Here is an 18,811-nt window from a genome sequence, read left to right as displayed (position 1 = left end):
TGAGCTTCTTGACGAAGGCTCGGGCCAGGCCGGAGTTGATCGCCCAGAACAGCAGGGCATGCAGCACCACCACCGCGGCGAAGCCGACCAGGTGCTTGCTGGGTTTGCGTTGGCTGCTGGCGTAGTCGTGGGTCACCGGCATGTCTCTCAATTCACGGATCAGGGGCGCAACCTTAAGGACGCGGCTCCCATTTGAGAAATTGATTCGAGACATGCGAGGAATCGAACCGGGAAATACTTTTAGGGTATCTACTTAGTTCGGGTCCCGTCCTCTGCCGCAGGCGCGCGGGCCACTACACTGCGCGCTCCTCATCCCTACCCACGAAGCGGCGCATGCGGTTCAACAAGCTGGATCTCAATCTGCTGGTGGCGCTCGACGCGCTGCTGGAGCACCGCAGCATCACGCTGGCGGCGGAGCGGGTCTACCTGAGCCAGTCGGCCATGAGCAACGCGCTCTCGCGCCTGCGCCAGTACTTCGACGACGAGCTGCTGGTGCAGATCGGGCGCCGGATGGAGCTCACGCCGCGCGCCGAGGGCCTGCGCGACGCGGTGCGCGACGTGCTCGTGCGCATCGACGCCACGGTGGCCAACCCGCCGATGTTCCAGCCGCACGACTCGAACCGGCAGTTCCGCATCGTCGTCTCCGACTACACGCTCAGCACCCTGGCGCCGCACGTGCTGGCGCTGGCGCACCAGGAGACGCGCTCGATCCGCTTCCAGTTCCTGCCGCAGGTGGACTCGCCCCAGCGCATGCTGGAGCGCGGCGACGCCGACCTGCTGGTCATCCCGAACAACTACGCCTCCACCGACCACCCCACCGAGCCGCTGGTGGAGGAGTCCTTCTGCTGCGTGGTGTGCCATGACAGCCGCCACGTGGGCCGGCCGCTCTCGCTGGAGGCCTACCAGGCCGCCGGCCATGTGGTGATGCAGCCGTCGGCCAGCCACAAGAGCTTCGAGAGCGTGGCCCTGGAGCAGCTGGGGGTGGAGCGCCGCATCGAGGTCAGCTCGTACGGCTTCACCTCGCTGCCCATGCTGCTGGCCGGCACCGACCGCATCGCCACCGTGCAGCGGCGCCTGGCCATGCAGCTGGCGAACCACCATCCGCTGGCGCTGCTGGACCTGCCGGTCGCGCTGCCCCGCATGGACCAGCGGATGCAGTGGCACAAGTACAAGTCCTCGGACCAGGGCCTGCTGTGGCTGCGGCAGCTGGCCAAGCTCGCGGCGCTGCGGATGGACCGCGCGCTCGGGCTCGCCGGCGCGGCGGGTTGACCCCGCCCGGCTGCCGCAAGCAGCGGTAACTCCATCCCCACGCCCGTAACCGCGGCGCGCCCTCGACGCCGCGCGCGGCTCGTGCCCCGCCGGGGCGCTGCGTCCCTCGGCTGAGGCAGCGCTCGCCAGCTCAGGCTCATCCACGGTCCCGCCGTCCATGCGCCGGTGCGCCTGGTTACGCGTGCAAGCAATCTCCTACATGGATGTCGGACACGTCCTACTAGAGTCGCGCCGCCTGCTGAGGCGCCAGCCCGCGCCCGGCTTCGTTCCGAGTCCTTCCGCATCCCCGATGAAACGACGCCTGTTCCTCCATGGCGGCTCCGCCGCCGCCCTCCTGACCCTGGCCGCCTGCGGCGGCGGCGGCACGTCCGCGCCGGCGCCCGATGCCGAGATCGCCCGCAAGCCGGTGAAGCCGCCGCCGGCCCCGGCCCCGGCGCCGGCGCCCGCGCCGGCCCCCGGCACCGTCGCCTACCCCTTCGGCTCCCGCAAGGACCTGGTGAACGGGCGCTACCCCTTCGGCATCCTGCCCGCCTCCGCCAGCTTCGCGGCCATGGACGCCAGCATCACCGCCTGCCATGCGGCGTGGAAGGCCCGCAACCTGGTGAAGTCGCCCGCGTTCACCGCCACGGCGGGCACGCTGGCCGGCCTGGTGATCACCGATGCCTGGCATGTGCGCTTCACGAACACGAGCTACGCCTGCGTGTCCGAGGGCATCGGCTACGGCATGCTGATCTCGGTGCTGATGGCGGGCAGCGATCCCGACGCGCGCACCGCCTTCGACGGCCTGCTGCGCACCGCGCGCGGCCGCCCCGCCTACGGCCACATCAACGCCGGCCGCGCCGAGGCGAAGTACCTGCACGAGTGGCGGCTGTCGTCCGCGATGGGCAGCGCCGGCGACGGCTGGAACGCCACCGACGGCGACCTCGACATCGCCCTGGCCCTGCTCATGGCCGACCGCCAGTGGGGCTCGGGCGGCGCGGTGAACTACCGCCAGGAGGCGCTGGCCACCATCGCGGCGCTCAAGTCGGTGAACTTCGCCGCCACCGGCGAGCCGCGCGGGCCGCAGCGCACCAACACCCGCACCTCGGACCACATGGTCGGCCACTTCCGCGCCTTCCGCCGCGCCACCGGCGACGCCTTCTGGGACCTGGCGATCAGCCGCTGCCTCAGCCTGGTCACCGGCATCGTCGCCAGCCACTCGCCGGTGGCGCGCCTGCAGCCCGGCTTCATCGTCGACTGCACGACCCGCCCCGCGCCCTCGCCGGGCAACCTCATCGAAGGGCCCTACGAGGGCCTCTACGACGCCAACGCGGTGCGCAACCCCTGGCGCTGGGGCACCGACTACCTGTTCTCGGGGGACGCGGGCTGGAAGGCGGTGGTCAGCGACATGACCCGCTTCCTCCGGGCCGACTGCGGCGGCAACCCGTTCAACGCCGCCGGCCTCTACAACCTCGACGGCAGCGCCGTCGGCGGGCGCTACTTCGCCGAGAGCACGGTGGGCCCGCTGATGGTGGGCTGCATGGTCGACGCCGAGCACCAGGCCTTCCTGGACACGCTGTGGTCGGCCAATGCCGCCCACTTCACCACCGACTACTACGACAGCGAGCTGCAGCTGATCCCGATGCTGGTGGCCTCGGGCAACTGGTGGAACCCGTGACGGGCGCCACCCGCGGGCGGCGGCGCGCCCTCAGCCCGCCAGGGCCTGCGCGTGGTGGCGCAGGTGGTCGTCGATGACGGTGGCGATGAAGTAGTAGCCGTGGTCGTAGCCCTCGTGGCGGCGCAGCGCCAGCGGCTGGCCCGCCTCGCGGCAGGCGGCCTCCAGCAGGTGCGGGTGCAGCTGCTCGGCGAGGAACTTGTCGGCCAGGCCCTGGTCCACGAGCAGCGGCGGCAGCCGCCCGCCGGCGCGGATCAGGGCGGTGGCGTCATGCGCCGCCCAGGCCGCGCGGTCCTCGCCCAGGTAGCCGGCGAAGGCCTTGGCGCCCCACGGGCACTGCGAGGGCGCGGCGATCGGCGCGATCGCCGAGACGCTGCGGTAGGCGCCGGGGTGGCGCAGGGCGAGCGTCAGCGCGCCGTGCCCGCCCATGGAGTGGCCGCAGATGCCGATGCGGTCACCGCGCGCCGGGAAGTTCGCCAGCACCAGCTCGCGCAGCTCGCGCGCTACCCAGGTCTCCATGCGGAAGCTGGCGGACCACGGCGCCTGCGTGGCGTCGAGGTAGAAGCCGGCGCCGTGGCCGAAGTCCCAGGCGGCGTCCGCGCCGTCGATGCCGGTGTCGCGCGGGCTGGTGTCCGGCGTGACCAGCATCAGCCCGAGCTGCGCCGCCAGGCGCTGCGCGCCGGCCTTGAAGGCGAAGGTCTCCTCGGTGCAGGTCAGGCCCGCCAGGAAGAACAGCACCGGCACCGGGCCCGCCGCCGCCTGCGGCGGCACGAACACGCCGAAGCGCATCGGCCCGCCGGTGGCCGCGGACGCATGCCGGTAGAAGCCCTGCGTGCCGCCGAAGCAGCGGTGCGCGGACAGGGTCTCCAGGGCCGCCATGCTCAGAACTCCACCACCGAGCGGATCGACTCGCCGCGCTTCATCAGGTCGAAGCCTTCGTTGATCTGGTCCAGGCGCAGCTTGTGCGTGATCAGGCTGTCGATGTCGATCTTGCCCTCCATGTACCAGTCCACGATCTTCGGCACGTCGGTGCGGCCGCGCGCGCCGCCGAAGGCCGAGCCTTCCCACTTGCGGCCGGTCACCAGCTGGAAGGGGCGGGTGCTGATCTCGGCGCCCGCCTCGGCCACGCCGATGATGATGCTGCGGCCCCAGCCCTTGTGCGTGCACTCCAGCGCCTGGCGCATGGTGGTGGTGTTGCCGATGCACTCGAAGCTGTAGTCGGCGCCGCCGTCGGTGAGCTGCACGATGGCGTCGACCACGTTGTCCACGTCCTTCGGGTTGATGAAGTGGGTCATGCCGAACTGGCGGGCCATGGCCTCGCGGCCGGGGTTCAGGTCCACGCCGATGATCCTGTCGGCGCCGACCATGCGCGCGCCCTGGATCACGTTCAGGCCGATGCCGCCCAGGCCGAACACCACCACGTTGGCGCCGGCCTCCACCTTGGCGTTGAAGATCACCGCGCCGATGCCGGTGGTCACGCCGCAGCCGATGTAGCAGACCTTGTCGAAGGGCGCGTCGGGGCGGATCTTCGCCAGCGCGATCTCCGGCACCACGATGTGGTTGGCGAAGGTGGAGGTGCCCATGTAGTGGAACAGCGGCTGGCCGTCCAGCGAGAAGCGGCTGGTGCCGTCGGGCATCAGGCCCTTGCCCTGGGTGGCGCGGATCGCCTGGCACAGGTTGGTCTTGCGCGAGAGGCAGAACTTGCACTGGCGGCACTCGGGCGTGTACAGCGGGATCACGTGGTCGCCGGGGCGCAGGCTGGTCACGCCGGCGCCCACGTCCACCACCACGCCCGCGCCCTCGTGGCCCAGGATGGCGGGGAACAGGCCCTCGGGGTCCGCGCCGGACAGGGTGTACCAGTCGGTGTGGCAGATGCCGGTGGCCTTGACCTCCACCAGCACCTCGCCGGCGCGCGGGCCGTCCAGGTCGACGGTCTCGATGGTCAGGGGCTGGCCGGCTTTCCAGGCGACGGCGGCTCGGGTCTTCATGGTCGTGTCCTCTTCTCGGGTCGGGGGTCGGTGCGGGCCTCGCGCCCGCGCAAGCCCGGGATGGTCGGTCACCGGCGGCTGGCTGTAAATGGAAGAAAGGGGACTTTAGAATTCCGCCGACTGGAACAATCGGCGCCGTCCTGCTTGCAAAACCACCTCGAACTCCTGCGCATCTTCCAGGCCGCCGCCGAGGGCGGCAGCTTCCGCGAGGCGGCCGCGCGCCTGGGCACCTCGCCGCAGTCGGTGACCCGCTCCATCCAGGAGCTGGAGGCGCATTTCGGCGAGCTGCTGTTCCACCGCAGCACGCGGCAGGTGCGCATCACCGCCTTCGGCGAGCAGCTGGCGGTGCGGGCGCGGTCCCTGCTGTCGGAGGCGGAGGCGCTGTTCCACCCGGCGGCGCAGGACGCCGCCACCGCCTTCACCGGGCGCGTGCGCATCACCGCGCCGCGGGTGCTGGGGCGGGTCTGCGTGGTGCCGGCGCTGGGCGGGCTGTCGGCCACGCAGCCCGGGCTGGCGCTGGACGTGCTGCTGTCCGATGCCTTCGCCGATGTGGTCGACGAGCAGATCGACGTCGGCGTGCGCATCGGCTTCCTGCGGGACAACCGCTTCGTCGCGCGCAAGGCCGGCGAGGTGGCGTTCTGCCTGGTCGCCACGCCGGGACTGCTGGCGCGCATCCGCGCCCCGCGCCGGCTCGAGGACCTGGCGGACCTGCCGGTGACGGCGCTGCTCGACCCCAACACCGGCCGCACCTGGCCCTGGCACTTCGAGGGCGGGCGCCAGTTCACGCCCGGCGCGCGCACCTTCCTCACCGACGACCCGGACGCCGAGCTCGGCGCCATCCTCGCGGGCGCCGCCATCGGCCAGGTGCCGGACTACCTGTGCGCGCCGCTGCTGCGGGCGGGGCGGCTGGTGAGCCTGCTGCCGCAGCTGGCGCCGCCGCCCTGGGGCGTCTACGTGTACCGGCCGCAGCGCGGGCCGGTGCCGGCGCGGGTGCGGCTGGTGTTCGACCACATCGTCGAGGCGGTGCGCCGGCACGGCGAGGGCCTGCGCGGGTGACGCGCCGAGCCGGCCGGCCCGGGGCAGGCGGCGACGGTAAGCTCGCCCGATCGAGACCCCGCCTGCGGCCATGAAACTCTCCGCCTTCACCGACTACAGCCTGCGCGTCCTGATCTACCTGGCGGCGCAGCCCGGGCAGCGGGCGACCATCGCCCGGATCGCGCAGGCGTTCGACGTGTCCGAGAACCACCTGGTGAAGGTGGTGCACTTCCTCGGCCGGCAGGGGTGGCTGGCCACCGTGCGCGGCAAGGGCGGCGGGATCGAGCTGGGCCTGGCGCCCGGGGAGATCGGGGTCGGCGCGGTGGTCCGGGCGACCGAGGGCGGGGACGAAGTGGCCGAGTGCTTCGGCGAGGAGCTCCGCTGCGCGATCGAGCCGGCCTGCCGCCTGCGCGGCGTGCTGCGCGAGGCCCTCGAGGCCTTCTACGCGGTGCTGGACCGCTACACCCTCGCCGACCTGGCGCGCAACCGCCACCAGATCGCGCGCATCCTGTTCATCGAGCCGGTGGCGGCCCCGGCGGACGCCGCGCGCCGGCGCTGACCCGGCCGGCCAGCGCCGCAGCGGCCGTCGTTGAGGCGGTTGTCGCTCGATGCCGGCTCCACCCGTCACAGCGCGCGCAAGGCGCCGGTGGCGACGTCGAACGGGAGCGGCCCCGGGTCCAGGCCCGCCAGCACCAGGCCGTCGCCCCTGCGCACCGGCGCCGCCATCGAGCTCATGCCGTGCGCCTGGGTGTCCTGGACCACGCTGTAGCCGCGCGTGCGGGGGTCGGCCAGCATCTTCAGCAAGGCCTCGGTGGCGACCTGCGCGAGGCCGGCGCCGTCGGGGGACGTTCAGATTTTTTGGCATGATGGGCCGGGACGCCCCGGACACAGGCGGGCGCAGGAGACATGGACATGATCGTGATGCGCGCACCCGCCGCGCCGGAGGCACCGGCATGGCGTTGATGGGAACCGCCGCCCTGGCGATGTGGTGGGACATGGCGCCGGAGATGCGCGCCGAGTTCGAGGACTGGCATTCGCACGAGCACTTCCGCGAGCGCCTGGGCATCCCCGGGTTCCGGCGCGCCACGCGCTGGGCCAGCGCCGATGGCGGCGAGGGCGTCTTCCAGGTGTACGAGCTGGAGGCCTACGAGGTCCTCTCCTCGCCCGCCTACCAGGCGCGCCTGAATGCGCCCACGCCCTGGTCCACGCGCATGATGCCGCACCACCGCCACATGGTCCGCAGCCAGTGCCGGGTGCTGGAATCGGCGGGCAGCCACACCGCGCGCCACGCGCTCACCGTGCGGCTGTCGCCGGCCGCGGGGCGTGACGGCGCGCTGCGCGGCGCGCTCGGCGCGCTGGGCGCCGCGCTGGCGGACCGCCCCGGCTGCGTCGGCGGCCACCTGCTGCGCCACGAGACGCCGGCGATCGCGCAGACCACCGAGCAGAAGATCCGCGGCGGGGACGGCACGGCGGACTGGGTCTTCATCGCCACCGGCTACGACCTCGAGGCCCTGCGCGCCCTGGCGGCCGGCGAGCTGTCCGACGCCGCGCTGCAGGCGCAGGGCGCCGCGCCCGGGGCGGCCAGGGGCCTGTACACGCTGTCCTATTCGGCCACGCCGGCCGACGTCGCCTGACCTCGCCGCAGGAGCAGAAGATCATCCAGGAGGTGGCGCTGGAAGCCGCCTCCTGCGAGCAGGCGACGGTCAAGGTCTGCCGCGACGAGATCGAGAAGGTCCGTGCCTCGATCCGCTGACGGCCCGCCGATGCCGCAGGCCGCCGTCCGGGTCAGTACGACTTGGGCAGGCCCAGGGCCTTCTCCGCGATGAAGCACAGGATCAACTGCGGGCTGACCGGCGCCAGCCGCGGGATCCAGGCTTCGCGCAGGTAGCGCTCCACGTGGTATTCCTTGGCGTAGCCCATGCCGCCGTGGGTGAAGATCGCGTTCTCGCAGGCGCCGTAGCAGGCTTCCGCGGCGAGGTACTTGGCGCTGTTGGCCTCCGCGCCGCAGGGCAGGCCCTGGTCATAGAGCCAGGCCGCCTTCTGCACCATCAGGTGCGCCGCCTCCAGCTCCATCCACGACTTGGCCAGCGGGTGCTGGATCGCCTGGTTCTTGCCGATCGGGCGGCCGAAGACCTCGCGCTCGGTGGCGTAGTTGGCCGCGCGGCGCAGCGCGGCGCGGCCCAGGCCGATGGCTTCCGAGGCGATCAGGATGCGCTCGGGGTTCAGCCCGTGCAGGATGTAGCTGAAGCCCTTGCCTTCCTCGCCCACGCGGTCCTCCACCGGGATGCGCAGGCCGTCGATGAAGACCTGGTTGGAGTCCACGCACTTGCGCCCGAGCTTCTCGATCTCGCGCACTTCGACGGTGGCGCGGTCCAGGTCCGTGTAGAACAGGCTCAGGCCCTCGGTGCCCTGGCATTCCTCCACCGGCGTGGTGCGTGCCAGCAGCAGGATCTTGTTGGCCACCTGCGCGGTGCTGATCCAGACCTTCTGGCCATGCACCACGTAGTGGTCACCCTCGCGCACCGCGCGGGTCTTGAGCTTGAGGGTGTTCAGGCCGGTGTTCGGCTCGGTGACGCCGAAGCAGGCCTTGTCCTGGCCGGCGATGAGGGGCGGCAGCCAGCGCTGCTTCTGTTCCTCGGTGCCGAATACGACGACCGGGTGCAGGCCGAAGATGTTCATGTGCACCGCCGAGGCGCCGGACAGGCCGGCGCCGGTCGCCGCGATGGTGTGCATCATCAGCGCCGCCTCGCTGATGCCCAGGCCGGCGCCGCCGTAGGCCTCGGGCATGGCGATGCCGAGCCAGCCGGCATCGGCCAGCGCGCGGTGGAAGTCGTGCGGGAAGCCGCCTTCGCGGTCCTTGCGCAGCCAGTAGTCGGCGTCGAAGGGCGCGCAGGCCTTCTCGATGGCCTCGCGGATCTGCTCCTGCTCGGGCGTCCAGTGGAAATTCATGTCGGGGCCTCGCTCGCGGTCACTGGGGGCGGACGACCTTGTCCGGCGATTCGCCGTAGGGCGGGCTGTAGATCACGAGCAGCTTCACCGGCGTGTCGCTGGTGACGGTGAAGACGTGCAGGGCGTCCGCGGGGAAGAAGCAGGTGTCGCCCGGCACCATCTCGAACGACTCGCCGGCCACTTCGACATGGGCCGTGCCTTCCAGCAGGTAGCAGGCCTGCTCCAGCCCGGGGTGGGCATGGGGCAGGGCGCCGCCGCCCTTGTGCAGGGTGCCCAGCACCACTTCCATGTGGCGCGCGCCGACGGTCTCGGGGCCGATCAGGCGCTGGTTGGTGGTGTGGTCGTGGTTGGCGGGGTGGTAGCCGGGAACGTCCGCGGCGCGGACCAGGTACTTGGGTTTCATGGGAGGACGGGAAGGAGGAAGGGGTCAGGCGGCGGCCATGCAGGCGCCCTGGTCGGCCAGGGCCCGCAGGTCGTTGTCGGAGTAGCCCGCCTCGCGCAGCACCTCGAGGGTGTGTTCGCCCAGGCGCGGGGCCGGCGCGAAGCGGCGCTCGGGCGGCGTGGCCGACCAGCGCGTGGGGTGGGCCAGCGTGTGCAGCGGGCCCTCGGTCGGGTGCACCGTGTCGTGCACGAAGCCGGTGGCGCGCAGCTGGGGGTTCGCCAGCAGGTCGGCGGGGCTGTTCATCGGCATGTTCGGCACGTCGGCGGCATCCAGCAGCGCGCGCCATTCGGCGGTGGTGCGGGTGCGCATGATCCGGGCGACCTCGGCGTACACCGCGTCGATGTTCGCGGCGCGCGCGCCGTGCGTGGCGAAGCGCGGGTCGGCGCCCAGGCCGTCGCCCTCGCCGATCGCGGCGAAGAAGCTGCGCCAGTGCTTGTCGTTGTAGATCAGGACGCACAGCATGCCGTCGCGCGTGGCGTAGGGCTTGCGGTGGCGCGTGAGCAGGCGGGCGTACCCCGGCTCGCCGCGCGGCGGCTCGAAGCTCAGGCCGGCCATGTGGTCGCCCAGGATGAACTGCGACATGGCCTCGAACATCGGCACCACCACCTCCTGGCCCAGGCCGGTCTGGCTGCGGGCATAGAGGGCCGCCGTGACGGCGTAGACTGCGTGCAGGCCGGTGACCCGGTCCGACAGCGTGGTCGGCGCGTAGCCCGGCTCGGGCGCTCCGTACTGCTGCATCAGCCAGGGCACGCCGGTGGCGCCCTGGATCAGGTCGTCATAGGCCGGGCGGGCGGCGTCGGGGCCCTCGGGGTCGAAGCCGCAGCAGCTCACGTAGATGAGGCGCCCGTTGCGCTGCCGCATCGCCTCGTAGCCCAGGCCGAGGCGGGCCATGGCCAGCGGCCGCACGTTGGTGATGAAGACGTCGCAGCCCTCGGCCAGGCGCAGGGCGGCTTCGCGCCCCTGCGCCTGCTTGAGGTCCAGCACCACGCTCTTCTTGCCCGCGTTGGCGTGCAGGAAGATGTGGCCCATGCCGGGATGGTTCATCGGCCCGACATGGCGCATGTTGTCGCCGTCGGGAGATTCGACCTTGATCACCTCGGCCCCGAGCTGGGCCAGGATCTGGGTGGCGAAGGGCCCCATGATCACCGAGGTGAGGTCGAGGATGCGCACGCCGGCCAGGGGGCCGGTGCGCGCCGGGCGGGAGTCGGCAGGCTGCATGCTCACTCGGGCCGGATGCCGGCGCGCTTGATCAGGTCCGTCCAGTTCGCGAGCTGGTCGGCCACGTACTTGGTGAATTCCTCGGGCGTCTTGCTGGGCCAGACCTCGAAGCCGAGCTGGCTCAGCTGGTCCTGCACCTCCTTCTCGGCGAGTACCTGCAGCACCTCGGCGTTGAGGCGGTCCACCACCGGCTTGGGCAGGCCGGCGGGGCCGAAGATGCCGTTCCAGGAGGTGAGGTCGAAGCCGGGCACGGCGCTGGCCACCGGCGGCACGCCGGGCAGGCTCTTGAGCGGCGCGCGGGTGGTCACGGCCAGGGCGCGCACGTTGCCGCCCTTGATCATGCCCATGCTCGAGCCGAGGTCGGCCACGTACATCTGCACCTGCCCGCCCGCCAGGTCGGTGAGCGCCTGCGGGCTGGACTTGTAGGGGACGCCCAGCACGTCGATGCCGGCGATGCGCTTGATGGTCTCCGAGGCCACCAGCGAGGTGCTGTTCGGCGTGGCGTACGACAGCTTGCCGGGCTGGGCCTTCGCGATGCCGATGAACTCCTGGAGGGTCTTGGCCGGGTGCGAGGCGTTGACCAACAGCGCGAAGGGCAGCTCGCCCACGCGCACCACCGGCGTGAAGTCCTTGATCGGGTCGTACTTCAGGTTGGTGAACAGCGCCGGGTTGGCCGAGTGCGAGGTGTTCGTCGTCATGAACAGCGTGTAGCCGTCGGGTTTGGCCTTGGCGACGAACTGCGCGCCGATCTGGGCGCTGGCGCCGGCCTTGTTGTCGACGAGCACCGGCTGCTTGAGCCGCTCGCCCAGCCGCTTGGCGACGATGCGGGCCACCGCGTCGGTGCCGCTGCCGGCGGCGAAGGGCACCACCATCGTGATCGGGGCGGTGGGGTAGGCGGGGGCCTGCGCCATGGCGGCCGCGGAGGCGGCGAGGGCGGCGGCGCCGAGGGCGCGGGTGATGAACGTCATGCGAGTCTCCTGGAGGCGGTCTGTGGTTATGTGAGTCCGGGCGAGACATCGTGGCCGGGGTGACGATTCCCGTCCAATTCATTTTTTGGCTCGTATGATTCTTTTCTCGAATCCTTGAGGTTCCCGGGATGAAGCTGCATTTCCTGCGTTATTTCGTCGTACTCGCCGAGGAGCTGCACTTCGGCCGGGCGGCCCAGCGGCTGTCCATCACGCAGCCGCCCCTGAGTTCAGCCATCAAGTCCCTGGAGGAGGCGCTGGGCGTGCAGTTGCTGCTGCGAAACAGCAAGCATGTCGCGCTCACGCCGGCCGGCACCGCCTTCCTCGTCGAGGCACAGCAGATCCTGGACCGCGTGGCCCGCGCGGGCAGCATCGCCCAGGCGGTGGCCGGGGGCATCAGCGGCCGGCTCGACGTGGGCACGACCGGCTCCCTGGTCTACCGGGACGTGCCCGCCATCGTGCAGGCCTTCAGCCACGAGATGCCGGGCATCGACGTGGTGCTGCGCGAGATGTCCACCGCCGAGCAGCTGCAGGACCTGCTGCATGGCCGCCTCGACGCCGGCTTCATCAATGCCCCGTCGGTGCCGCCGCAGCTGCAGTCGCTGCCGCTGGTGCCCGACGAGTTCGTGGTGGCCCTGCCCGCCACCCACCCGCGCAGCGGCGCGCGGGTGGTCGACCTGCAGGCGCTGCGGGACGAGAGCTTCGTGATGTTCTCGCGCGAGGTCTCGCCGGCCAACTACGACAACGTCATCGCCATCTTCAGCCGCGCGGGCATCCACCCGCGCACCGTGCATGCGGCGCGCCAGTGGCTCACCATCGTGGCGATGGTGGCCCAGGGCCTGGGGGTGTCGCTGGTGCCCCGCTCGATCGCGCAGTCGCGCGTGGAGGGCGTGCGCTTCGTGCGCTTCGCGGGGCCTGCGGCGCCTGCGCCGGCGCTGCTGGTGTGGAATCCGGCGCATGCCCGCCCGGCGCTGGACAGCTTCCTGCGCAGCGCGGCGCAGACGCTGCGCGGGCTGGGAACGGGCCGCCGGCGCGCCCGGGCGCCGGGGTGAGCCCGCGGCGTCAGGCGATCTCGAGGTTGTCGATCAGGCGCGTGGCACCCAGCCTGGCCGCGCCGAGGGCGACCAGGGGCTCCTCGCCCTGCGGGGCCTGCAGGTCGTGCTGGCGGCGCACGGTGAGGTAGTCCGGCTGCCAGCCGCGCGCGCGCAGGGCGTCCAGGGCCTCGCGCTCCATTGCGGCGAAGTCGCGGCGGCCGGACTTCACCTGGGCGGCCAGCGCCTTCAGCGCCAGCGACAGCTGCACCGCCTCCTGGCGCTCCGGGGGCGAGAGGTACATGTTGCGCGAGGACAGGGCCAGGCCGTCGTCGGCGCGCAGCGTTTCGCCCGCGACGATCTCGATGGGCAGCGCGAACTGCCGCACCAGGCCGCGAATGACCATCAGCTGCTGGTAGTCCTTCTTGCCGAAGCAGGCGTACTTCGGCTGCACGCACCCGAACAGCTTCATGACCACCGTGCTCACGCCGACGAAGAAGCCGGGGCGGAACTCGCCCTCGAGGATGTCGGCGACCTCGGTGGGCGGGTGCACCTTGTAGCCCTGGGGCTCGGGGTACAGGTCCTGCTCGGAGGGGGCGAAGACGATGTCGCAGCCGGCCGGCGCGAGCTTGGCGCAGTCGGCGTCCAGGGTGCGCGGGTAGCGGTCGAAGTCCTCGTGCGGCAGGAACTGCAGGCGGTTGACGAAGATGCTGGCGACGACCACGTCGCCCAGCGTGCGGGCCTGGCGCACCAGGGCCAGGTGGCCGTCATGCAGGTTGCCCATGGTGGGCACGAAGGCGGGGCGCTGCGCCCCGGCGAGCGCGGCGCGCAGCTCGCCGATGGTGTGGACGATCTTCATGCGGAAATCAGTAGGTGTGGACCTGCGGCTGCGGGAACGTGCCCGACTTCACGGCGTCGACATACGCCTTGATGGCCGCGGGGATGCTGGGCGAGCCGTCCATGAAGTTGCGCACGAAGCGTGGCAGGCGGCCGTGGTTCAGTCCCAGCATGTCGTGCAGCACCAGCACCTGGCCGCTGGTGTCGGGGCCGGCGCCGATGCCGATGGTGGGGATGTCGATGGCCTGCGTGACCTGCGCGCCGACCGCGGAGGGAATGAGCTCCAGCACCAGCATCGAGGCGCCGGCATCGCGCACCTCGCGCGCATGCCGCACCAGCGTGGCGGCGGCCGCGTCGTCGCGGCCCTGGATGCGGTAGCCGCCCAGGGCGTGCACGTACTGCGGGGTCAGGCCCAGGTGGGCGCACACCGGGATGCCGCGCTCCACGAGGAAGCGGATGGTCTCGGCCGTCCAGCCGGCGCCTTCGAGCTTGACCATGTGCGCGCCGGCCTGCATCAGCGCCGTGGCGCTGGCGATGGCCTGCGCGTTGGATTGCTGGTAGCTGCCATAGGGCAGGTCGCCGATGATCCAGCCCTGGCGCGCGCCGCGCGCCACGCAGGCCACGTGGTAGGCCATGTCGGACAGCTGCACCGGCACGGTGGAGGCATGGCCCTGGAGCACCATGCCCAGGGAGTCGCCGATCAGGAGGCAGTCGACGCCGGCATCGTCGAGGACGTGCGCGAAGGTGGCGTCATAGCAGGTCAGCATGGCGATCTTCTCCCCGGCGGCGTGCATCTCGCGCAGGCGGTGGAGCGTCATGGGCTTGCGGACGGTGTCGGTCATGGTCGCAGCGGTCGTTCGGAAGTCGGGGTGGAGTCTAACGAGGTCGGCTGACGGCGCGCACTGGCGGCCCTCAGCGCGCCAGGGCCGCCTCGATGTCGCGCGCCAGCGAGCCGGGCTTGGCCAGCGGCGCGTAGCGGCGGATCACGCGGCCATCGCGCCCGACCAGGAACTTGGTGAAGTTCCACTTGATCGCGCGCGTCCCCAGCAGGCCCGGCGCCTGCGCGGTGAGCCACCGGTACAGGGGGTGGGCCCCGGGGCCCTTGACCTCGACCCGCTCCATCATGGGAAAGCTCACGCCGTAGTTCGCCTGGCAGAACGCGCCGATCTCGGCGTTGCTGCCCGGGTCCTGCGCGCCGAACTGGTTGCAGGGGAAGCCGAGCACCGCCAGCCCGCGCGGGCCGTACTGCCGGTGCAGGGCCTCCAGCCCGGCGAACTGGGGCGTGAAGCCGCAGGCGCTGGCGGTGTTCACCACCAGCAGCACCTGGCCGCGGTGCTGCGACAGCGGCCAGGGCGTGCCGTCGATGCGGCGGGCCTCGAAGTCATGGGCGGTGGTCATCGGCGTGGGGTCCATCGGCCGATTGTGCGGCGGCCGGCGCGCGCGCGGGCCAGGCCGACCAGATGGCCGCGGCGAGGATCAGGGCGCCGCCGGCGAGCACGCCCGGCGTGAGGTCGGCCGCGCCCAGGGCGACCGAGGAGACGCTGGCGAACACCACCTCGGACAGCATGATCAGCGCGGTGGCCTGCGCCGGCAGGCGCGTGGCGCCGTACTGCAAGGCCACGTTCCCGAGCAGGAAGGCCAGGGCCAGGACCGCCGCCAGCGGCACGCCGTCCAGGCCCAGGCGCGGCGCGGCCACGGCACCCAGCATCCCGCCGGCCAGGGCGGTGAGCGCGGACAGGAGGGCGCCGCCGGCGAACATGGCCAGCACGCGCGAGGGCGCCGGCACCTGCTCCATGCGCCGCAGCATCAGGTTGGTGATGGCGAAGCACAGGCCCGCGCCCAGGCCGAGCCAGTCGGCCAGGCTGGCGGGCAGGGGTAGGCCGCCGTGGCCGGCCGGGTCCAGCACCACGACCACGCCGGCCAGGGCCAGCGCCAGGCGCGCCACCGCCACCGGGGTGGGTTTCTCGCCGATCAGGGGCCAGGCCAGCACGATGGACCAGGCGGGCATCAGGTAGAACAGCAGCACCACCCGCACCACGTCGCCGATGGACACGCCCCAGTTGAACCCCACGTTGGTCAGGCCGGCCACCGCGCCCAGCACCCAGGCCGAGGGGTGGCCCACCGCCTCGCGCAGCGCGCGCGGGCGCCAGGCGAGCAGGACGGCGAGGGACAGCAGGTAGACGCCGGCGGTGGCCCACAGCGGGTGCAGGCCGCGCGCCTGCAGCTCGCGGAACGGCCACCAGGAGATGCCCCAGACGAAGGCGTTGGCGACCAGCGCCAGCGCCGCGCCCGCCGCCTGGCGGTTGATGCCGTGCACAGGCCTCAGCTGCCGTGCATGTTGTCGTGGCGCGCGATCTCCAGCAGGTGGTCGACCTCGTCCTTGTGCTTGACGAGGTTGCTGGCGTGCCAGCGCTGGATCACGTACATCGCGCCGGCGACGATCAGGCCGAAGCCGGTGATGGCGCCGAAGGCCGACAGCCCGATGCCGGTGGACAGGCTGTACAGCGCGCCCAGGCCCAGGATGCAGGCCTGCTCGTTGAAGTTCTGCACGGCGATGGAGCGGCCCGCGCCCATGAGGTTGTGGCCGCGGTGCTGCAGCAGCGCGTTCATCGGCACCACCAGGAAGCCGCCGAGCGCGCCCAGCAGGATCAGGAACGGGGCGGCGGCCCAGACGTTGCTGATGAAGTTCATGAGGATCACCAGCAGGCCCATGCCGATGCCCAGGGGCATCACGCTGGTGGCCATGTCCAGGCGCATGCGCATGGAGGCGGCGACCGCGCCGATGGCGGTGCCCAGGGCCACCACCCCGGTGAGGGCCGAGGCCTGGGTGGTGCCGTAGCCCAGGGCCACCGCGCTCCAGGCCAGGATGATGTAGCGCAGGTTGCCCGAGACGCCCCAGAACAGGGTGGTGGTGGCCAGCGAGATCTGGCCCAGCTTGTCGCGCCACAGGCGGGTGTTGCAGGTCCAGAAGTCCGGCACCAGGGCCAGCGGGTTCGGCGGGATGGGGCGCATCTCGACGCCGGTGTCCGGTATGCGGGTGTTGAACCACGCGGCCAGGCCGTAGACGAAGATCAGCAGCGCGATGGCGGCCTCGGGCGGGGTGTCGACGCCGGTGGCGATGAGGGGGAAGTCCAGCGCCAGCAGCTGGCTCGAGACCGCATGGCCCACCAGCTGGCCCCCGAGCAGGATGCCCAGGATGATGGAGGCGATGGTCAGGCCCTCGATCCAGCCATTGGCCTTGACCAGCTGGGAGGGCGGCAGCAGCTCGGTGAGGATGCCGTACTTGGCCGGCGAGTAGGCCGCGGCGCCCAGGCCCACCACCGCGTACGACAGCAGCGGGTGCGAGCCGAACAGCATCATCAGGCAGCCCACCACCTTGATGGCGTTGCTGATGAACATGACCTTGCCCTTGGGGAGTGCGTCCGCGAAGGCGCCCACGAAGGGCGCGAGCACCACGTAGAACAGGGCGAACATCGGCACGAGCGCCGCGCGCTGCCACTCGGGCGCGCCGCCGGACTTGAGCAGTTCCACCGCGGTCACGAACAATGCGTTGTCGGCCAGCGAGCTGAAGAACTGCGCCGACATGATGGTGTAAAAGCCGCGCTTCATTCGTGATGCGGCCGCGCGTGCAGGGGTGCGACGCGCGGCGGGTTGCCTGTCTCCAAAATTGACGCTGGGTTATATCACGCAGGGTGGTGCCACAATCCCCGCGAAAGCCAGCGTTGCCACCGTCCCATGCCCCGTCCCATCCAGGCCACCATCCACACCGAGGCCCTGCGCCACAACCTTGCGCGCGTGCGGCAGGCCGCACCGGATGCGCGTGTCTGGGCCGTGGTCAAGGCCGATGCGTACGGCCACGGCATCGAGCGTGCATACGAAGGATTGCGTGGGGCCGACGGCTTCGCGCTGCTGGACCTGGCCGAGGCGCAGCGCGTGCGCGCGCTCGGCTGGCGCGGCCCGGTGCTGCTGCTCGAGGGCGTGTTCGAGACGCGCGACCTGGAGCTGTGCTCGCGCCTGGGGCTGTGGCATGCGGTGCACTGCGAGGAGCAGATCGACATGCTGGCGGTGCACAAGACGCATGTGCCGCACCGCGTCTTCCTCAAGATGAACTCGGGCATGAACCGCCTGGGCTTCGCGCCGCAGGCGCTGCGCACCGCCTGGGCGCGGCTGAACGCGCTGCCGCAGGTGGACGAGATCTCGCTGATGACGCACTTCAGCGATGCCGACACCGCCCGCGGCATCGCCCACCAGATGCAGGCCTTCACCGAGGCCACGCGCGACCTGCCGGGCGAGCGCAGCCTGGCCAACAGCGCCGCGGCCCTGCGCTTCGGCGAGGACCCGGCGGTGCGCGCCGACTGGGTGCGCCCGGGCATCGCGCTGTACGGCAGCTCGCCCGACTTCCCCGACCACGACATCGCACACTGGGGCCTCGCGCCCACCCTGACCCTGTCCACCCGCCTGATCGGCGTGCAGCGCCTGCAGGCGGGCGACAGCGTGGGCTACGGCTCGTCCTTCGTCGCCGAGGGGCCGATGCGCGTGGGCGTGGCGGCGGTGGGCTATGCCGATGGCTACCCGCGCCACTGCGGCACCGGCACGCCGGTGCTGGTCGACGGCGTGCGCACCCGCACGCTGGGCCGCGTGAGCATGGACATGGTCGCGGTGGACCTCACGCCGGTGCCCGACGCCGGCTTCGGCAGCGAGGTCACGCTGTGGGGCCGCGCCACGCGCGGCACGGTGCTGCCGATCGATGAGGTGGCCCGGGCCGCGGGCACGGTGGGGTACGAGCTGATGTGCGCGGTGGCGGTGGCGCGAGTGGCGAAGGTGGCGGACTGAGCACGCGCGGAGCCGGTGATGGTCGACCCGCTGCGCGTCATCATCATTGCCGGACCCAATGGCGCAGGGAAGACGACTTTCGCGCGTGAATTCCTTCCGCATGAGGCCGGCTGCCCCGTTTTCGTCAACGCAGACCTGATCGCCGCTGGCCTGTCGCCCTTTGCGCCGGAGGCCGTCGCCGTCCAGGCCGCACGGCTGATGCTCCTCGAGCTCGAACGGCATTTCACCCAACGCTCCAGCTTTGCATTCGAGACCACGCTGGCTGGCCGGGGCTACCTGCGGCAGATCCCCCGATGGCAGGCCGCGGGCTACCGCGTGAAGCTGATCTTCCTGGGCCTTGACAGTCCGCAGGAGGCCATCGAGCGCGTCGCGCAACGGGTCCGGCAGGGCGGCCACGACGTCGCGCCGGCCGTGATCCGTCGTCGCTTTGCCGCGGGACTGCGCAATTTTCGCGCGGCCTATGCGCCGCTTGTGGACGCCTGGGCCCGCTACGACAATTCGGGGATTGAGCCGGTCCTCATCGACTGGGGCGAGAAACCATGAAGCGTACGAATCTCCTTCCGATCGAGTCGGCCCGTGACGAGGACCTG

General features: G+C 71.7%; 20 protein-coding genes. 8 read left to right on the top strand and 12 right to left on the bottom strand.

Translation table 11 applies throughout. The annotated features are described in order from the left end of the window. Nucleotides 1–333: 333 nt before the first annotated feature. Entirely contained in the window at nucleotides 334–1,269 is a 936-nt protein-coding gene (locus tag ACFQZY_RS17045) for a LysR family transcriptional regulator (protein WP_377418034.1), read from the top strand. 289 nt (nucleotides 1,270–1,558) lie between these two features. Further along, nucleotides 1,559–2,926: a glycosyl hydrolase family 8 gene (locus ACFQZY_RS17040; protein WP_377418032.1), complete on the top strand. Its 1,368-nt coding sequence runs from the start codon at nucleotides 1,559–1,561 to the stop codon at nucleotides 2,924–2,926. A gap of 30 nt (nucleotides 2,927–2,956) precedes the next feature. Here the strand turns inward: ACFQZY_RS17040 and fghA are convergent, their stop codons facing one another. Beyond that, on the bottom strand, nucleotides 2,957–3,802 hold the full coding sequence (gene fghA / locus ACFQZY_RS17035; RefSeq protein ID WP_377418030.1) for an S-formylglutathione hydrolase: 846 nt from the start codon (nucleotides 3,800–3,802) through the stop codon (nucleotides 2,957–2,959). Between the two features lie 2 nt (nucleotides 3,803–3,804). Further along, nucleotides 3,805–4,911 carry an S-(hydroxymethyl)glutathione dehydrogenase/class III alcohol dehydrogenase gene (locus ACFQZY_RS17030; RefSeq protein WP_377418028.1) on the bottom strand — a complete coding sequence of 369 codons (1,107 nt, stop codon included), beginning with the start codon at nucleotides 4,909–4,911 and terminating at the stop codon, nucleotides 3,805–3,807. Between the two features lie 144 nt (nucleotides 4,912–5,055). On the opposite strand from ACFQZY_RS17030, the gene ACFQZY_RS17025 reads away from it, so the two are divergent. Both ACFQZY_RS17025 and ACFQZY_RS17020 read left to right on the top strand, forming a co-directional pair. Next, on the top strand, nucleotides 5,056–5,967 hold the full coding sequence (locus ACFQZY_RS17025) for a LysR family transcriptional regulator (protein ID WP_377418026.1): 912 nt from the start codon (nucleotides 5,056–5,058) through the stop codon (nucleotides 5,965–5,967). Nucleotides 5,968–6,037: 70 nt separating this feature from the next. Continuing rightward, complete coding sequence (locus ACFQZY_RS17020; RefSeq protein ID WP_377418024.1) at nucleotides 6,038–6,505, top strand: RrF2 family transcriptional regulator; 468 nt, start codon at nucleotides 6,038–6,040, stop codon at nucleotides 6,503–6,505. 65 nt (nucleotides 6,506–6,570) lie between these two features. Here the strand turns inward: ACFQZY_RS17020 and ACFQZY_RS17015 are convergent, their stop codons facing one another. After that, nucleotides 6,571–6,750: a hypothetical protein gene (locus ACFQZY_RS17015; RefSeq protein ID WP_377418022.1), complete on the bottom strand. Its 180-nt coding sequence runs from the start codon at nucleotides 6,748–6,750 to the stop codon at nucleotides 6,571–6,573. Between the two features lie 149 nt (nucleotides 6,751–6,899). Between ACFQZY_RS17015 and ACFQZY_RS17010 the strand changes: the two genes are divergently transcribed. Beyond that, a complete protein-coding gene (locus ACFQZY_RS17010; protein WP_377418020.1) occupies nucleotides 6,900–7,580 on the top strand; it encodes a hypothetical protein in 681 nt (226 codons plus the stop codon). 151 nt (nucleotides 7,581–7,731) lie between these two features. Here the strand turns inward: ACFQZY_RS17010 and ACFQZY_RS17005 are convergent, their stop codons facing one another. Genes ACFQZY_RS17005 through ACFQZY_RS16990 form a run of 4 tightly spaced genes read right to left on the bottom strand, consistent with a single transcriptional unit; the run spans nucleotide 7,732 to nucleotide 11,523 of the window. After that, on the bottom strand, nucleotides 7,732–8,895 hold the full coding sequence (locus tag ACFQZY_RS17005; protein WP_377418018.1) for an acyl-CoA dehydrogenase family protein: 1,164 nt from the start codon (nucleotides 8,893–8,895) through the stop codon (nucleotides 7,732–7,734). A gap of 19 nt (nucleotides 8,896–8,914) precedes the next feature. Further along, nucleotides 8,915–9,298, bottom strand: a complete 384-nt coding sequence (locus ACFQZY_RS17000) for a cupin domain-containing protein (protein ID WP_377418016.1) — start codon at nucleotides 9,296–9,298, stop codon at nucleotides 8,915–8,917. Between the two features lie 24 nt (nucleotides 9,299–9,322). Further along, nucleotides 9,323–10,555 (bottom strand): CaiB/BaiF CoA transferase family protein, encoded by a 1,233-nt coding sequence (locus ACFQZY_RS16995; RefSeq protein ID WP_377418014.1) that lies wholly within the window; start codon nucleotides 10,553–10,555, stop codon nucleotides 9,323–9,325. A 2-nt stretch (nucleotides 10,556–10,557) separates the two neighbouring features. After that, a complete protein-coding gene (locus tag ACFQZY_RS16990; RefSeq protein ID WP_377418012.1) occupies nucleotides 10,558–11,523 on the bottom strand; it encodes a Bug family tripartite tricarboxylate transporter substrate binding protein in 966 nt (321 codons plus the stop codon). Between the two features lie 128 nt (nucleotides 11,524–11,651). On the opposite strand from ACFQZY_RS16990, the gene ACFQZY_RS16985 reads away from it, so the two are divergent. Then, the gene (locus ACFQZY_RS16985; RefSeq protein ID WP_377418010.1) at nucleotides 11,652–12,572 is read left to right on the top strand and encodes a LysR family transcriptional regulator; all 921 of its coding nucleotides are present in this window, start codon (nucleotides 11,652–11,654) and stop codon (nucleotides 12,570–12,572) included. 10 nt (nucleotides 12,573–12,582) lie between these two features. On the opposite strand, the gene panC is transcribed toward ACFQZY_RS16985, so the two are convergent. From panC to lplT, 5 genes are all read right to left on the bottom strand, one after another. Continuing rightward, complete coding sequence (gene panC, locus ACFQZY_RS16980) at nucleotides 12,583–13,410, bottom strand: pantoate--beta-alanine ligase (RefSeq protein ID WP_377418008.1); 828 nt, start codon at nucleotides 13,408–13,410, stop codon at nucleotides 12,583–12,585. A gap of 7 nt (nucleotides 13,411–13,417) precedes the next feature. Next, entirely contained in the window at nucleotides 13,418–14,230 is an 813-nt protein-coding gene (panB, locus tag ACFQZY_RS16975; protein ID WP_377418006.1) for a 3-methyl-2-oxobutanoate hydroxymethyltransferase, read from the bottom strand. 70 nt (nucleotides 14,231–14,300) lie between these two features. Continuing rightward, nucleotides 14,301–14,786 (bottom strand): glutathione peroxidase, encoded by a 486-nt coding sequence (locus ACFQZY_RS16970; RefSeq protein ID WP_377418004.1) that lies wholly within the window; start codon nucleotides 14,784–14,786, stop codon nucleotides 14,301–14,303. After that, on the bottom strand, nucleotides 14,770–15,705 hold the full coding sequence (locus ACFQZY_RS16965) for an EamA family transporter (protein ID WP_377418002.1): 936 nt from the start codon (nucleotides 15,703–15,705) through the stop codon (nucleotides 14,770–14,772). The genes ACFQZY_RS16970 and ACFQZY_RS16965 overlap by 17 nt, the downstream gene beginning before the upstream one ends. A 5-nt stretch (nucleotides 15,706–15,710) precedes the next feature. Then, nucleotides 15,711–16,997, bottom strand: a complete 1,287-nt coding sequence (lplT, locus tag ACFQZY_RS16960) for a lysophospholipid transporter LplT (RefSeq protein WP_377418000.1) — start codon at nucleotides 16,995–16,997, stop codon at nucleotides 15,711–15,713. 126 nt (nucleotides 16,998–17,123) lie between these two features. Between lplT and alr the strand changes: the two genes are divergently transcribed. Both alr and ACFQZY_RS16950 read left to right on the top strand, forming a co-directional pair. Then, entirely contained in the window at nucleotides 17,124–18,221 is a 1,098-nt protein-coding gene (gene alr, locus ACFQZY_RS16955; RefSeq protein ID WP_377417998.1) for an alanine racemase, read from the top strand. Nucleotides 18,222–18,239: 18 nt separating this feature from the next. Beyond that, nucleotides 18,240–18,764, top strand: coding sequence for a zeta toxin family protein (locus ACFQZY_RS16950; RefSeq protein ID WP_377417996.1), 525 nt, complete (start codon nucleotides 18,240–18,242; stop codon nucleotides 18,762–18,764). Nucleotides 18,765–18,811 lie beyond the last annotated feature (47 nt).

It is taken from the genome of Ramlibacter sp. GCM10027632, from assembly GCF_042675325.1.
In the GTDB taxonomy this organism is placed as follows: Bacteria; Pseudomonadota; Gammaproteobacteria; order Burkholderiales; family Burkholderiaceae_C; genus Ramlibacter.
This window is presented reverse-complemented; position numbering and strand designations above follow the sequence as displayed.